A 16,095-nucleotide genomic window follows, 5' to 3' on the forward strand; every position below is an offset into this window, starting at 1 on the left:
GCAACTGTTTTCTTAAAATATAGATTTTTACAGCTGATGAAAAAACAAGAGCTCTTGAAAATGGTTCTGTTCAGCGGTTTTGATGTTATATCTGTAAAGCTATAACAAAGAGACTACTTTTTTAGGGTCAATACCGTATTTGTTAAGGACTGCTAAATTCTTGTTGATGCTTGTTTCGTCAAGGTTCGCAATGACGATGATGTCGAATTCGGTTTTGGGAATATCTTCAATATTCTGTACTTTCAAACCCTGAGCACGATAGATTTCGGCATCTCTGTCGAACCAGCCGGTGATGGTGCCTATCTTTTTGGAAGCAAAAATGGAATAGATGTTCTGACCCACGATTCCACCGCTGAAGATGGCGACTCGGTCTGTGGGGGCCGCATCAAATAGGTGGTTTCTTGGGGAGGTTTCCTTTTCTCCATAACGGATGATTTTAAGGCCGTCTATGTAGCGTTCAATTTGTTTGCCTAAATGGTATTTGTCGAGATGGTCCTTCATGGCTTTGTTAAGATAATTGTTGAGCCAGGTGACCTTCTCTTTTTCCTTTTCCAAAGAGCCTACGCTCTTCAACATGGAATATGCTTTTTGGTAATAGTGGTAACTGTTGTTCTCGCTGATGTAGAGCGTGTTCGCTTTGAGTAGTACTGGGAATACCACGCATGTGTCTTCGCCGATGGAAATGCGTGAATCTACCGCCATTTGGCAATCGTAAAGCAATTCTTTCTTGAATAGTTTGTTCCAAACGTAGGAGCAGACGCCGAAATAGAAGTAGGGGCCAGCGCAAATCATTCTTGGATAGACTTCGGCAATCATTCTTGTCTTGTCGTAAAAACCAGAAGAAATGACATTCGTAAATCTTTCGGAATCGTCCCCGATGTCTTTGGCAAAACCGGCAGCGACAATATCGACGTTGTATTTTTGCTGGCAGTCTACGAGATTTTGGATAAAGTCCTCTTCAATCCAGTCGTCGCCATCGACGTAAGAAATGAATCGACCCGTTGATCTTTCAAGACCGCTTTTGCGTGCATTGACTAGGCCTCCATTTTCTTTGTGGATGACCACGATGCGGTTGTCCTTGCTCGCGAATTCGTCGCAGATGGCGCCACTGTTGTCGGGGGAGCCGTCATCGACAAGAATGACCTCGATGTCTTTGTAGGTTTGTGCTAAAATACTGGAAACGCATTTGCGTAATTCCGCTTCGACATTATAGATGGGAACGATTATGCTTACGGTAGCCATGAGGTTAGATCAGTTCTCCGCCGTTGACTTTGAATTCGGTGGCCGTTACCATGGAGGATATGTCGCTAAGCAAATAGACCATGGCGGGAACAATGTCGGATGTCTCTGTCATTCTGCCCATGGGAATTGCCTTTGCCGCTTCTTTGCGGAGTTCCTGTTCAGACATGCCTTGGGACTTCCGTAAAGCGAGTTCGCCATCTGTGGGCGTCCAGCCCATGACGAGATAATTGCAGCGAATCTTGTCTTCGGCATAGTGCTTGCCGATGTGGTTGGAAAGCGTATAGAGTGCTCCCTTGGCGCAGGCGTAAGCCGTACGATCCTTGTTGCCTCTGGTATGGTGTGTGGAACCGACTAAGATAATGGAACCACCGCCTGATTTCTGCATGAGCTTTACAGCTTCCTGGCAGCAGAAAAAGGCCGCCTTGATATCGATGTCAAAGACGTCGTCAAAAAGGGCTTCGGAACATTCTGTGAGGCTTGCTGCGGGTGTGATACCGGCATAGTTTACAAAGCCATCGAGCTTGTTGTATTTCTCGGCGACATAGGCGAAAAGGTTGCGAATAGAATCGACGCTGTGCAAGTCCGTTTTTTTGAATTCAATGGAGCCTGGGGCGTTTTTAGCTGCGCTCACAATGCCTGTGGCGCTAGCTTCGTCACGACCGGAAATGATGACGTACGCGCCGTCAGCTGCGCATTGCAGGGCGAGTTGCTTACCGACGCCCTTTGTACCGCCTGAAATGACAATGACTTTTTTGTCCAGTGAAACGTTCATCATTTCTCCTACATGACGCTTAAAAGGGATGGTAGAATTAAGCTTTCGCCGTTTTCGTTGGTTACAGCCAAACGGTCCTGAAAATCCTGGAGAATGGCAGTAAGTTCATCTTTACTTTTGCAGTGCATGAAAATTCGCAGGAATACCTGGCGTTCTGTACCCAACATATTCGGGGTAACTTCGTCGCCAACGTTAAAACGGTCAATGACAAAATCAACGGAGGGGTGGCTCTTGACAAACTCCAGTCCCTTGATGTTGGCTATTTTTCCGTTCTTCAATAGGAACCATACGACTGCGGCGCTTTTGCCGTGCATGTTTGCATCGTTCTTTTCGCCAAAGTTCCCACCGGTGGTTTTTGCGTAGTCCATGGAACCGGTAAGGGCGAAGTTCACTAGCATTTGGCGTTGGTCAAAACCGTTCATGTACTTGAGAATCAAGTGGAATCCGCCGCCCTGCAGACGAAAACCGGGGTCGTAAACGTAGAAGTGGCCGTCTTCGCAGAAGGCGGAAACATAAAGCACTCCGTTTTTCAAACCCAGTTCGTTGAACATCTTCACATATTTAGGATGCTCGTTCTTTACAAATTCGTCGTAGTACTTGGAAACAAAGACGTCGCCTACACAAATGGGGGTTGCGCTAGTATTGGTGCGCAATGTGTAACGGTCCGACAGACTCGACAGGTATACTTGGCCATCGACAATGGTGTAGTAGATGCTCAGGTCATCGCATTCCATGTAACGTTCAATCAGGACGGTCTGTGTCCGGGATTCCTTTTGGGCACGTTCAATAGAACTGTCCAATTCTTCACGGCTGCGGCAAAGCGTGATGCCTTTGCCGGAATTGCTATCGGCAGGCTTGACGATGACGGGGAACTTGATATCATCCTTGTTGTCGATTGCGTATTCGGGAATGCCTTCGATTCCGAATTTCTTGCAGGTTTCCTTGAAGTGGCGCTTGTTTGTAAATGCCTTTACCGTTTCTTCGTTGCCGTAGCAAGGGACTCCAAGGCGGGCGCAAAGCTTCTGGTAAGGTGCAATTAGAGGGTCTGCAACTCCGACAAGGATCCCGTCCACTTTCTCGCGGATTGCCATATCGTAAAGGGCATCGACGTCCATGGCGTCGATGTTGTAGCTGATGTCGGATACTTTCTTGGCAGGAGCTTGCGGATCATAATCGGTAACGATGGTTGTGACGCCCATTTCCTGTGCCACTTTAACGATGTTCGCTGTTTCCGGATTTGCTCCAAGAATAAGAAGTTTTTTGCCCTTGAACATGCTCGTGTACCTTTTTACCTAGTGGCAATAACTTTGATTGTTCTGTCTATATCTTCGTCTGTGAGACCTGCAAACATGGGCAGGCAAAGCACCTGGTCGGCGAGTTTATGGGCCACAGGCAGGTTTGCCGGATTGGCTGAATCGAGACCCTTGTAAGCGCTGAACGTGCTGATGAGCGGGTAGAAGTAGCGGCGTCCGTAAATGTTGTGTTCCTTCAGTTTCTCATAAAGGGCGTCACGGCTGATGCCGTATTCGGCGCTGATGAAAATCGGGAAGTAGGCGTAGTTGTGGTGTACACCTTCGATATCGTTCAGGAAACGGATGCCCGGAACATCTTTTAACGCAGCCCTGTATTTCTCGGCGGTGGCCTTGCGTTTTGCGATAGCGTCATCTACTTGTTTCAGGTTCAGTAGCCCGTAGGCGGCGCGAATTTCGTCCATTTTGCTATTGATTCCGGGGGCGACAACTGTTGTTTCTCCTGCGAAACCAAAGTTCTTGAGATAATCGATGCGCTTCTTGGTTGCTTCGTCATGGCAAACGAGCGCTCCGCCCTCGACTGTGTTGTACACCTTGGTCGCGTGGAAACTGAGTGTGCTCATGTCGCCGGCCTTCAAGACGGATTCGCCGTTCTTTTTGACTCCGAAGGCGTGTGCTGCATCGTAGATGACCTTGAGGCCGTAGATGTCGGCGATTTCCTGGATGCGCTTCATGTTGCAGGGCGTACCATAAACATGTACAGGCATGATTGCTGTAGTGTGCGGCGTGATGGCTGCTTCGATTTTTTCGGGATCGATGTTGCCGGTTTCTTCCTCTACATCGACGAATACTGGCTTTAGGCCGTTCCACCAGATAGAATGGGTGGTTGCCACAAAACTGTAAGGTGTAGTGATTACTTCACCCGAGATGCGCAATGCCTGCAGGGCCGTGATCAGTGGGAGCGTTCCATTGGTAAACAGGCTGATGTACTGGACACCCAGATAGTCTGCTAGGGCTTTTTCGAGTTCCTTGTGGTAATGACCGTTGTTCGTTAACCATTTTCTGTCCCAAATATCCTGGAGCATCGGGATAAAATCTTCCAGTTTCGGGAGAAGGGGAGACGTGACTGTGATCAATTTGTTTTCGCTCATGATAATCTACGACTTATTTTTTTTGCTCACGAGATCTAGCAGTTCTTTGACTGTTGCCCTGTTAAATATACAATTGCTTGCAATGTAGTAAATGACTCCTGTGACAATTCCGAGGGCTAGTTGCAAGGCATGTTCCTGTTCAGGAAGAAGCTTGGTTACGCCGATGCAGATTGCACCCATGACCAAAGAATTTAGAAGGGTGGGAATGTACATCTTAAGCTGCGTCAAAAGTCCGGCGTTTAGTAGTTTCCCAGAGTAGTAGGTGTTTACTACAAGGCTAAAGCATGTGCTGACCCACTGGCCGTAACATAGGGCAATAATTCCATGGGGAATCGTCACGACTAGAATGGTAATGCCTGCGATTTTTTTGATAATTTCCAATTTCAGGAACAAGTCGGAACGTCCAAGCACCTGTAGAATGTTCAGATTGATGGCGTGTACGGGATACCACATTTGGGCGATGCAGATGATTTGCAAAATCAGGATGACGTTAAACCATTTTTCGGTAAGTACCAAAAGTACAAATGGTTTTGCAATCGCAGCAAGACCGATCATTAGCGGGAATATAATCAATGTAGCCATGTTCAAAAATTTCAAGTAACCGAGTCTCAGCTTTTCTGGGTCGTTTTGGATCTTGCTTAGAACAGGGTAGGTAACTCTCTGGAAAATTCCGGTGATGTTGCTGGAAGGAAAGTTTGCTAAATGGGAAGCTCTGCTAAAATTTCCGAGAGTTGCTGCAGAAAAAACTTTACCGATAATCAAATCGTAGGCATTGTCGTATACGGTGTTCAGCAGACCGGAAATCAATAGCTTGGAACCAAAACCAAACATGTTCTTGAAAGATGCCTTGCTGAAAAAACATTTGGGGCGCCAGTGGACTAGAATCCAAAACAGAAGTACTCTGGTGGATGTTGTGGTCATTTGTTGAACGACAAGCGACCAAACGCCAAGTCCGTTGTAAGCGCATAGAAGACCTACAGCCCCACCAACAATGGCTCCGATAAAAGAAACTTTTGCCAGTGTTTTGAAATTCAGGTCAATGGTTAGGTTTAAATGTTGGATGGAACCAAATGCCTGAATGATAAGGTTTATGGCGAGGACTCTAAGGATGTCCACAAGCTGGGGCATTTCGTAGAACTTGGCTACAAAAGGTGCGCCCAAGAAGATGATTGCATAGCAGACAATCGCCATAAAGATATTGAAAAAGAATACCGTAGCCTTGTCGGCCTCACTGCGGTCCGGTTTTCGGACGAGAGCGTTTCCAAAACCACTGTCAATAAATGTTTGGCTCACCGCCATAAAGATGGCGAGCATGGCGATCGTGCCATAGTCGTTCGGCGTCAAAAGTCTAGCTAAGAGAATACCGAACAGGAATTGGACTCCCTGGGTAGAGAATCTTTCTACAGCACTCCAAATGACGCCTTTGAAGGTTTTTTGTTTCAAAGACATAATCGTTTAAAATATAGAATTATACGCTTTCGTCAACTTTGAGCATTCATGCTTCATATCGTTTTTGAAAACATCTCGCTTGCTTTCAGAATTGCTGTTTACTCCAATCCGTAAATCTGGGCGTCCTCTTTGACTTGCAGGATTGCTCTCATGGTGTAGAAATCATCGGGCGTTGTTATCTTGATGTTTTCGTATGGACCGTCAGTCATATGGAGACTGTAACCATAATGCTTCATGATGGTGCAGGAATCAATGAAGTCATGGATGTTCTCGGAAAGTGCCCTCTGATGTGCGTCAAGAATGTCCTTGAGCCAAAAACTTTGAGGAGCCTTTGCGACTCGGGAATGAGCCCTGTCGGGAACCAGGACAACGCCCCCATTGTCGTCAATCTCGACAATGGTTTCTTTTACAATCGCGCCCGTTATGGATGACCCGAACTGCTTCACGTTCTGGATGTTCTGCGAAAGCAGCTGCGGGTTTATTAGCGGTCGTACGCCATCGTGGATCAAGACGATGGATGGTTCCTCTTTTGCAATTTCCTTTGCGGCACAAAGCCCGTTATAGATGGATAGCTGGCCGGTTTTTCCGCCTTCAATGACTGCCCTTATCTTTTTTAGATGGTGTTTTTCTATGAGGCTGTTCAAAAAGTCTATCCATTCTTTCACGCAAACGACGACAACGGCGTCTATGTCGGCGCAGTTTTCAAAATGACTCAGGGTATGGATAATAATGGGCTTGTCGTGAATTTTTAAAAACTGCTTCGGCAAGTCTCTGCTGTGCATACGAGATCCAACGCCGCCTGCGAAAATGACGCCAATATTCATAATATGATCCTTCTTTAATGTCCTAAAAGATAGATAATTATTAGGATTTGATTTAAAGATGCTCGTCAATCCATTGTATACGCTGCTTGGTCCATTTCTTCAGGCTGTCTACGGCATCGCTGTAGCTCTTGTATGAATCGACAAATGGCCAGTGGTCATCGTTTTCGAGAACAGGCCAGCGCTTAAATTCGTTTTTTGAAGCCTTTTGCAAAATCTTTGATGACGACTGGATGGAATCCGGTAAATTTTCGAAAAATGCCCGATGTGATTTCCAGTATTTGCGGACATGTTCCGTGAAAGTCTTGTTTTTAAACAGGTATTTGTACCATCCCTGATAACGGACGTACCAGCTGTATGGACTTGTCTTTTGCTTATTGCCTATGCCGTAGGCGAGGTCGAAATCCCAGACGGGTCCCATCTGGAAAGGCTCTCCGTCTTGCCACGTGATGAATATGCTGCGGCCGAAGGCTCCGTCTATGTTCTTAGAGAATTCCTGAATCCAATAGTAGCGGACAAAGTCATCGATATCAATCCATTGTTTTAGGTCGATATCGCCTTTTTCTAGATTTTGTTCAAAGTCGTCTACGTGATTTTTTAGAAAATCGGTGATATTTGCGTTTGCGTCTTTAGGATAGCGTATGATGAATGAATTGTTGAGATAGCTCTTGAAGAAGACCTCGTCATCGTCAAGGTCCCTAGTCTTTTCAAAGAAAAAACTCGAGTCGCTTTCTGTGAGGTCAATGCGGTCCTTGGAAACTTTCTGGTGTTCTACAAGCTGGTAGACTCCGATATATTCTCTGTTGAAAAACACTTCGACAAACTGGCTTCGAGGGGAATAGTCGTCTCCCAGAATTTGTGCGAGCTGGTAGGTGATGTAGTTTCTCAGCATGCTTTTGTCGCGCTGGTTTGCGATCAGGTCCCATTCCTTGTCTTGGGGCATTCCAAAGAGGGCCTGCTTTTTCTTGAACTTGAGCTTGATCCCGTATTTTGCCATCGTAAAACTGGAACTTCCGCGACCCTTGACCGTCAAATCCAGCACATCGCTCTCTGGGCTGTTTTTGCCGTAGATTTGAAGCTTGGCCGGAATCTTGGTTTCCTTGTTTCTGATTTGGGCGAAGTTTTCCGTTTCAATGACTAGACGCGGCAAGTCCACGTATGGATATTCCGAATCATCTAGCGGTAGATAGCTAGGATTGCTGTCTATGTCGCTCCAAACGCAGGAGCATAGCATGCCGCAGATGAAAAGGAATATTGATAATCGTACCACTTCGAGAAATTTAGAATTTGCTTTTTATTTCCAGTTGATGTCGAGTGTCTGGATCAGGGAATCCAGGCGATGGGTAAGTTTGGCGGCTCCTAGTTCGGATAGATGGTCGGCATCCATGGCCATCTCGTCTGTATAGTCGTGATCTCCCATTTTATTTTCATCGACCAGGATGAAATTCGGGTATTTCTCCATGAAATCGTCCAGAATCTTCATGTATTTTGGAACGGCGCTTCTTAGGAGTCCGTGACGTCCGAATGCTCCTGTTTCCTTGTAGGCCGGATTTTGCGGCGTGATCACGCCTATTACGGTAATCTTTTCCTCGTTGCATTTTTGCAACAGCTTCTCGAAGGTTTCGATTTTTCCCTCAAATACTGTTCTGCTGCTTTCCCAGTTGATCCAATTGGAGTCCATAACAAAAATGGGAGAACCCCACTGATTGGAACTTTGCGGATAAAATCCTCGGTTAGGACGTAATGCGGATGCGTATTTCGGAGCTCCTGGAGAATTGAATGTAGCTTTGTATAGTCTGTCTGTTTCTTTGCCCACCCAGAAGTCGTGATTTTTATCGTAAACGTAGCCTGGATAGGATTTGTATGAATCATAGAAAATATTATCTTTTGTTGTTCCTGGGTAGTGCCCGCGGTCTAGGTCTACAGAAGTAATGAGGAGTTTTAATTTTTTGTAATGGGGCAGAATGTAGTCGTAAAAAAGAGTGCTGTTGCCAATGATGCTTGATGAAGACACCGACAGATTGACGGCGGTAATTTCTTTATTGAACAGAAGAGGATTTATTCCGAAGTAAGAACGCGAAGAACCTATAATTACGGTGTTCGAAGAATCCTTGAATTGCCATAATAATTCCATTTTATATCTGAATACAATTGCGTTGGGGCAGGCTCCCGATGTGTTGTAATACATCCCAGCACTATCGGGATCGAATACGAAATCGTTGTCGTCTCTGGCTGTCTTTTTCTTGATCCAGAAACAGGGATGCCATAGTTCTTCGCCTTCTGCAAGATCGATGTTCTTGTTTTTGGCAAGATTCATCAGAGAAATTCTTTTGTGTGCCCCGCTGGAATTGACAAGCGTGGCGACCATGTTGTCGTTTGTTTCTCCAACAGCCCATTCGCTGTGATCGAACGTGTAGCCTGTTGGCGCTTGTATGTACTGTTTGAGCTTTCCCGTGCTATCGGCAATGAGAATGTATTGGTGCGTGGCGTAATCTTTCCCGATGAAGTCCTTGCCTGTTTTGCCCGCGAAGTCCAGGAATGCGGTCCGTTTACTGCTGTCTTTTGCAAGGGATGCATTGCAGGCTTGTTCTTTGTTATACCAAATGGTATCCTTGCCCTTGACTCTTGCTCGCAATAGTTTTGCTCCTGTTACGGACAAATTTTCGTCTTCGCTGATGCCTCCGTGATAGGCTCCGTTGAATAGTTTTTTAGGTGTCCCAAATTTTCCGTTTGCAAAAGGGACTTGCCAAGTGCTGTAGCTTTGGAATGCGTCGTTGTCCTTGTTGTTCCCTGGATTTGAAACATATGTAATTACGGTATCGCCGTTTTTCAAAACATCCCAGCGCGGAATGGCAGCGCTTTTGACATCCAGCTTGATTAGCTTGGATCCTGCGGAATCCAGATTTCGTACGTAAAGACTGGATTGATTTGTAAGCCCCTCAAGCCCGGTGCAGAAGGCGACTTTTTTACCGTCGGGTGAAATGTCGGGGTGGTAAGCGGATATTGTATCGACGATCTCAATGATGCTGCTTTCGTCTTTCGCATAGTCGATGTAGGCGAGATTGCCTGTTATGTCGTTGCGGAATACAAGCTTCATGCCGGTTGTCTTTGTGTAATCCCATAAATCTCCTGTCTTGGCGAGAAGCAATACAGGAGATTCCAGAACGCGTCCCTGGTTGTCTAGCCAGGTGGCTTCAGGGATTGCTCCGAGTGCCAGCCTGAATCCGATGTAGTCTGCATGTGAGGCCGATGTCACCGTGTAGACATCGCCTCGTGAATACAAGTTTAATTTGCCAGAATCGGAATTGTATCCTTTAACGACTCGTTCCCCAAGATCGTTAGAGTTTTTTGCTCCCGCAAAGTTGACAATGGTTGTGTCCTTGAGTTTTCCAAGATAGTCGTTTGTCCATTCTATAAGCTTGCCGGAGAAGTCTTTAAATTTGTATGAACTTGTCGCGGCCTTGACCCATTCGGCTTCAGTTGGGAGGCGGTAACCTTTGCTGTCTGCGTCGTAAATGAAACCGCTCAGATTTGTGCAGTGACCTTCATCGTCAAAGGTTGCGCTTGAGTATTCGTAGACGCTGTCAAGAGATTCGTTTTTGCTTTTCTTATTTGCGAAAAGTACGGCATCGAAAAAGGTAATGTCGGTGACGGGGCCATCCTTATCGCAATCGATGGCTTTGGCTATCTTTTCGCCTTTCATGACCTTTTTAAATTCGTTGCAGGTCACTTCGGTAGCATCCATGAAGTAGTCGTAATTCAGGATGGCCTTGAGTTCAGGCGTCTCGCTTTCTTTGGCGCCTTTTTTGTTTGTTCCGAGCGTGATGGCTTTTTTGGAGCCTTCGACCAGAATCATTCCCGCGTGAGATTCTGGAGTCTTGTTGCTAGGATCGTTTGCGGTACTGCCCGGATTGTCGCTACAGGCGACTAATGTGCAAATAATTGCTATATAAGTCGAAAGATACTTTACCATGCGTCAAAATATAACAACCGTAAAAATGAAAATGTAAGAATACAATAAGACTTTCTAGATTTTTTTATTTTATCAGCGGTACTTGATGATTATGCTTCTTAAAAGGATTTTTTTCTTTTTGCTTTTGCCTAGCTCGTTTGTCTTGTTTGCGCGCGAGCCGGTTTTTCCGGTGCATTCCCCTGAAAGTTTTGTGCAGTTGGGAGGGCTTGGTGAACTCCGTGATGACGTCTATAGCGCTGATCTGAACTTGGCTGGAGCGTATGCGCCTTGCAAGTGCTTTAGCGTTTTTGGCGATTTTGCGTACCGTTTTGTGAGTTATGAATACAACCTCGAACTCCATGACCAAATTCACGAAGTGATGGATTTGCGTGTGAATGGCCTGAACGAATCCTACGTGGGCGTTAAGATGATGCCGTTTCCGCTTTGGGGCGTCGATGTGAATTGGCGATTCCCGCCACGCGGCGGTTCCCAGGTAAACCGATTCCACCGATTTGGAATTTCTCCGTTTGGCCTTTACGAGCTAACGCAAAATATGACGCTTGGCGCGGCGATTGAATTTTTTACGTTTCTTGAAAAAAGCGGATTCCGTCCTGGAGATGAACTGGGGCTGAAGGGGTCTATTTTGTGGACGCTGCCGTGGTATCGCAGTGACCGTTCCGGATGGAAGCTGGACTATGTTTTCCTGTACCGTTGGCGCATCCAGGAATCAGAAAACTTGAATCTCAATAAGCCGTACCGTAAAATGGACGACCTGTATCGAGGTTTCAAGATGCATGTCGATGCGGTCCGCTATTTCACTTTGCTCAAAAGAATCTTCGAGATATCGCTATCCTACGAAATAAATCGCGGATACCTGTTTGGAGTGGAAACAGGTCACGCGTTTGGTTTTAATGCAAGGATGAATTTCGGGGACTAGTATTTGCCGTACTTGTAGCCATAGCCGTCGTTGTGGCCATGCTCGTACTTGTTGATGACAAAGCTTGCATGTGCCGTGTTGTTGCCCTTCAAAAGCTGCTTCATGCCGTCCTGGATGGCGTCGATACTGTGCTTGTTGTATTCGATGACCATGACGATCTGTGCGGCAACGCGGCAGGCGAGAGCGGCGTCCGTTACAAGCATGATCGGCGGCGTGTCGATGATGATCAGGTCGTACCTGCTCTTGAGTTCCTGGATCAAGTCGTTATAGCGCTTGGATCCCAGTAGTTCGGAAGGATTGCTGGGAACATTTCCGCAGGGGATTATTTCCAGGTTTTCAACTTCGGTCTTGCTGATCACTTCTTCTGCTGTTGCGGTGTGCAACAACACCTGAGAAAGCCCCTTGCCGCGCTTGATCCCGAATTCCTTGTGCAGGCGTCCTTTGCGAAGGTCGGCATCAATAAGCAGAACCTTCTTGCCGAGTCCTGCGTATAGGGCGGCGAGGTTTACGGAAATAAAGCTCTTGCCTACGCCGGGGATAAGACCGCTGATGCCGATGATTGGGCTTGAACCTTCGTCCATGCTGAACTCGAGAGAACTGCGCAATGTGCGGAGCGATTCGATGGCGACATCGTCTGGTTCGACCACGGCAAGCGGACACGTGCCCTTGGTGCCCTTGGGATTGCCTTTGGGAACTTTGGCGTAGACGCTGAAGCCGGTTTCGCGTTCGATGAAGTGCGCATCGCGAACGCCGTTGCTGAACTTGCTCTTAAGCAGTGCAATGCATGCTCCCAGAAGAACTCCAAAGAACAAGGCTATGCATACGATAACGGTTTTTCTTGGCTTTGAAGGCTTTTTGACTTCTTCGGCGAAGTCTATAATGCGGACTGAACCCACTTCGCCGGCCGAAACGAGTTTAAGCTGCTGGATGTTGTTGAGCATGGTCGTGTACATGATCTTGCTCATGTCAACTTCGTTTGTGAGCTTGAGTACTTCTTGCTGCGTTGCCGGAAGCTTCTTTGTTTCGTTGGAATTTAAAGCCAGTTCACGTTTGATGGCGGCTTCCTGTTCTTCGAGCGTCTTGATTGTTGGATGCTCCGGCTGGAACAGGCGAATGGCGCTCTGTTTCTTTTGTTGCAATTCAAGCAGGCTCTGCTGGAGACGAGTGCGCTTTTCAAGGACGAGCCTTGTTTCAGCATCGATGTCGATGGAGCCGACCTTGTTTCTGTAGGTGTTGAATTTGAGGAGCGAGCTGTCCATTTGCGCTTTGACGTCGGGCAGCTGCTTTTCCAGGAATTCCAGAGTCTTTTGGGCTTCGGCGTTTCTCTGTTCTACGTTTTGGCGCAAGTACGTCGTGGCGATTTCGTTTACGATTTTTGTGGCGCGGTCAGGATAAATATCCTGGTAGCTGAATTCCAGTATGCCTGTTTTCTTGCCCCTTTCCTTGACTTCGAAAGCGCCTTTAAACTTTGCAATGGCGTCCAGACGATCCAGTTTTGTAAGTTCGAATTTTTGCCCGGCTACGGCTTCCATGTTGAATACGCTGAAAATCACAGTATCCCTTGCATATGGAATCCTGTATGTTTGTCCGATAACACCTGTCAGGATCTTCTTGTCGTTGTGGTCGTAAAGTTCAAAAGAAAGGCTGTCGATGGCCTTTGCGATCCAGGGCTTGATTTTTTCGTCCGTAGGAATGCTGTCCCATGGAACTTCAAAAGCGCTGAGTTCCATGCGGCCTTCATGATGCGTCAGTCTATCCAGCTTGTTGATGGGGTCTGCGATGTATTGCAGGTGCATCTTCTCGACAGCCTCACCGATGATCTGACGGCTGTTGATGAGTTCGATTTCTGTGGCAGCCGGGCTTGTCGAAGCGAATAAATTGCCAAGGCCACCCATGAGGCTGAGGCTTTTGCTATTTTTCGATTCGATTTGCAGCAAGGCGTCTACTTTATAAACAGGGCGGATCCACATGGCGACAAAGACGCCGATGATTCCAGACAAAATGATGCTTGGAATCATGATTTTCCAATTTTTAGCCAGTTCTTTCAGTAAATCGAAAAGGTCTGTTTCTTCTTTTTTAGAAGATGAAGCCATATAACCACCACTGTGTTAAATTTTTTCCTACACTCGAAAACCAAAATAGCAATTTTTCTATTATATCATTGATGAGAAAATTTATAATACCGCTATTTGCATTTACTACGTCGGTTTTTGCCTATCTTCCTGGCGAATCAGGTTTTGTTTCACTTGATGGTGGCCATGGCGTTTTCGGGAACCCGGCCGGGCTTTCGGCTCTGGATTCCAAGGGGGCGCTTCTCACTTACCAATATGACGACGGCATTACCGAACTTCGCGTGGGCGGCAATCTGGACCGCTTTGGTGCGGGTTTTGAGTACCGCTTTGACGGCAAGGGAATGGATGAGTCCCGCTGGAATCTGACCCACGGATTTCCGCTTTTTGACCGTAGCGTGTTCTGGGGCGGTCGCGTCACGGCGTTTCGCAGCGCGGATTTTAAAGGAACGGAGTGGACCTATTCTCCGGGTATATTGATTCGCCCTTTCACCATGCTCTCGCTGGGGTATTCCTGTGAGAACTTGCTGTACGTTGGCCCGTCTTCGATGGAACGTATCCACAATGCTGGTGCCACGATCCGTATGGGTGATTTTCTCAATGTGAGTTACGATGTCGAAAACTGGAAAGAGCATCGATTGCTTCTGGAACTTTCGCTTTACGGTTACCGTTTTGGATTCAAGGTCCCGCTCTACGGCGATGACGATGAATATACGCTTACTCTTTCTACTTCGTTTGGCGGGCATGTCGATGCATCCCTTAAGATCTTCGATGATTTCTTGCCGAAGGGCGGTAGCATAGGGTTTCATGCAGCCCGCAATCCGCGCTCGTCGCATGTGGGGCAGATTGTGCGTGTGCCGCTCAACATGGACGTGACCGAAGTCGAAAAGAAATTCCTGTTCTTCGAGCCGACTTCCATTGGCCTGATGAAGGTTCGAAACTTGTTCGAATATTTGCTCAGGGATCCGTCTGCAGGGCTTGTTGTGCTTGACTTCTCGGGCTATAAGGGCAATATGGCGATTTCTGAAGAGATCAATCGCTATGTCAAGAAAATTAAGGCTCGCGGCGGTCTTGTGATTGCCTACATGGATGATGTGCGTCCATCGGATTTGATGGCGGCTGCAAATGTGGACCGCATCGTTGTCGAACCTTCGGCTCATTTTACCTGGCTTGGGATTGGCGGCGGAATTGTATTCTACAAGGGACTTTTGGATAAATTAGGTGTCAAGGTGGAATTTTTGCGCCATGGGGCCTACAAGTCTGCGGTAGAACCTTATATGGAAGATTCCTTGTCTGTGAATGCACGTAGCAACATGGAATCGCTATATAAGGATCTTTGGGAAATTCTCCGTATGCGGGTTGCTGAGCGGATAAAGACGGGATCTTCGACTGAGAGCCTGAAAATGCTTGATTCGCTTGCGCAAAAGCCGGTCATCACCGCGATTGGGGCGAAAAAGGCTGGGCTGGTAGATACTTTGCTTTACATTGACCAGGTTCCTGCTTACGCCCTAAAAACTTTTTTCGATATGGATGCCCCTCCTCATGTGGGCTTTAGGACGTGGTCTCCGTCGAACATGAAAATATTTGACGAAAGCTGGAAACATAGGGCTAAGGTTGCGCTCCTGAACATCAATGGAACAATTGATTCGCGCATGGGCGAGGTGGTTCTTGATAATTTGCGCCGTCTCCCCGGAATGGGCGTGAAGGCTTTGCTTGTGCGGATTTCTTCGCCGGGGGGAGATGCGATTGCTTCGGATAAAATCTGGGGCGCGCTCAAGAACTTGAAGCGGTTTGACATTCCTATCGTGGCAAGTGTCGGAAACGTTGGTGCTTCGGGCGCCTACTACATTGCCTGCGGTGCGGATAAGATTGTTGCAGAACCTTTTGCTATTGTCGGGAGTATTGGAATTTACGGTGGAAAAATTGACGCTTCTGGCTTGATGCAAAAAATCGGGTTAAAAACCGAATCGGTGAAGACGAATGATTATGCTGACGCGCGTTCGTTCACTCGCCCGTGGACTGATACCGAAAAGGCTGCGCTCCAGGAATATATGGATGATTTCTATGACCGCTTTACAGGAGTCGTGTCGCAGGCGACGGGAATTGACCAGGCTGTTGTGGATTCCGCGTATGGTGGCGGTCGCGTGATGGTCGGCTGGAAGGCTAAGGAGGCCGGGCTTGTGCAAAGCTTGGGCGGATTTGACGATGCCCTTGACGAAGTCCGTGAACTTGCCGGCATCCCGAAGTCTACGGATATCGAACTGATGCAGTTGAATACGGATGAGTCCTTTGTTGAATCGTTTGTGAATGCAAAATCAATGGGAGATTTTATCCGCGACATAGAACGCACACAGTTCTGGGCGATAGAACCTGCTTTAGTTAATGGCTATTAGTCAATGGTCAGTAGCTATGTTGTTCTCGTGCATTTTGTCATCCTGAGCGAAGCCGTTAG

General features: G+C 47.1%; 11 protein-coding genes. 2 read left to right on the forward strand and 9 right to left on the reverse strand.

Going from position 1 to position 16,095, the window contains the following annotated elements:
* Positions 1 to 99: 99 nt before the first annotated feature.
* The 8 genes from B7990_RS06970 to B7990_RS07005 all read right to left on the reverse strand — a co-directional run bounded on the left by B7990_RS06970 (position 100) and on the right by B7990_RS07005 (position 10,658).
* A complete protein-coding gene (locus tag B7990_RS06970; protein ID WP_088640293.1) occupies positions 100 to 1,242 on the reverse strand; it encodes a glycosyltransferase family 2 protein in 1,143 nt (380 codons plus the stop codon).
* 4 nt (positions 1,243 to 1,246) lie between these two features.
* Positions 1,247 to 2,017: an SDR family NAD(P)-dependent oxidoreductase gene (locus B7990_RS06975; RefSeq protein WP_088640294.1), complete on the reverse strand. Its 771-nt coding sequence runs from the start codon at positions 2,015 to 2,017 to the stop codon at positions 1,247 to 1,249.
* A 5-nt stretch (positions 2,018 to 2,022) separates the two neighbouring features.
* A complete protein-coding gene (locus tag B7990_RS06980; protein ID WP_088640295.1) occupies positions 2,023 to 3,288 on the reverse strand; it encodes an acetyl-CoA carboxylase biotin carboxylase subunit family protein in 1,266 nt (421 codons plus the stop codon).
* Between the two features lie 14 nt (positions 3,289 to 3,302).
* Entirely contained in the window at positions 3,303 to 4,415 is a 1,113-nt protein-coding gene (locus B7990_RS06985) for a DegT/DnrJ/EryC1/StrS aminotransferase family protein (RefSeq protein WP_088640296.1), read from the reverse strand.
* A 6-nt stretch (positions 4,416 to 4,421) separates the two neighbouring features.
* Positions 4,422 to 5,864, reverse strand: a complete 1,443-nt coding sequence (locus B7990_RS06990; protein WP_088640297.1) for a lipopolysaccharide biosynthesis protein — start codon at positions 5,862 to 5,864, stop codon at positions 4,422 to 4,424.
* Positions 5,865 to 5,962: 98 nt separating this feature from the next.
* Positions 5,963 to 6,691, reverse strand: coding sequence for an IspD/TarI family cytidylyltransferase (locus B7990_RS06995; protein ID WP_176407253.1), 729 nt, complete (start codon positions 6,689 to 6,691; stop codon positions 5,963 to 5,965).
* Positions 6,692 to 6,740: 49 nt separating this feature from the next.
* Positions 6,741 to 7,919 (reverse strand): CotH kinase family protein, encoded by a 1,179-nt coding sequence (locus B7990_RS07000; protein ID WP_088640299.1) that lies wholly within the window; start codon positions 7,917 to 7,919, stop codon positions 6,741 to 6,743.
* Positions 7,920 to 7,979: 60 nt separating this feature from the next.
* Complete coding sequence (locus B7990_RS07005) at positions 7,980 to 10,658, reverse strand: TIGR02171 family protein (RefSeq protein ID WP_088640300.1); 2,679 nt, start codon at positions 10,656 to 10,658, stop codon at positions 7,980 to 7,982.
* Positions 10,659 to 10,743: 85 nt separating this feature from the next.
* Here B7990_RS07005 and B7990_RS07010 point away from each other — a divergent pair, with 85 nt between their 5' ends.
* Positions 10,744 to 11,574 (forward strand): hypothetical protein, encoded by an 831-nt coding sequence (locus tag B7990_RS07010; RefSeq protein WP_088640301.1) that lies wholly within the window; start codon positions 10,744 to 10,746, stop codon positions 11,572 to 11,574.
* On the opposite strand, the gene B7990_RS07015 is transcribed toward B7990_RS07010, so the two are convergent.
* Positions 11,571 to 13,667, reverse strand: coding sequence for a polysaccharide biosynthesis tyrosine autokinase (locus B7990_RS07015; protein ID WP_088640302.1), 2,097 nt, complete (start codon positions 13,665 to 13,667; stop codon positions 11,571 to 11,573). The two genes, B7990_RS07010 and B7990_RS07015, sit on opposite strands and share 4 nt — an antisense overlap.
* A 71-nt stretch (positions 13,668 to 13,738) precedes the next feature.
* Between B7990_RS07015 and sppA the strand changes: the two genes are divergently transcribed.
* A complete protein-coding gene (gene sppA / locus B7990_RS07020) occupies positions 13,739 to 16,036 on the forward strand; it encodes a signal peptide peptidase SppA (RefSeq protein WP_088640303.1) in 2,298 nt (765 codons plus the stop codon).
* Positions 16,037 to 16,095: the final 59 nt, after the last annotated feature.

It is taken from the genome of Fibrobacter sp. UWB4, from assembly GCF_002210345.1.
In the GTDB taxonomy this organism is placed as follows: domain Bacteria; phylum Fibrobacterota; class Fibrobacteria; order Fibrobacterales; family Fibrobacteraceae; genus Fibrobacter.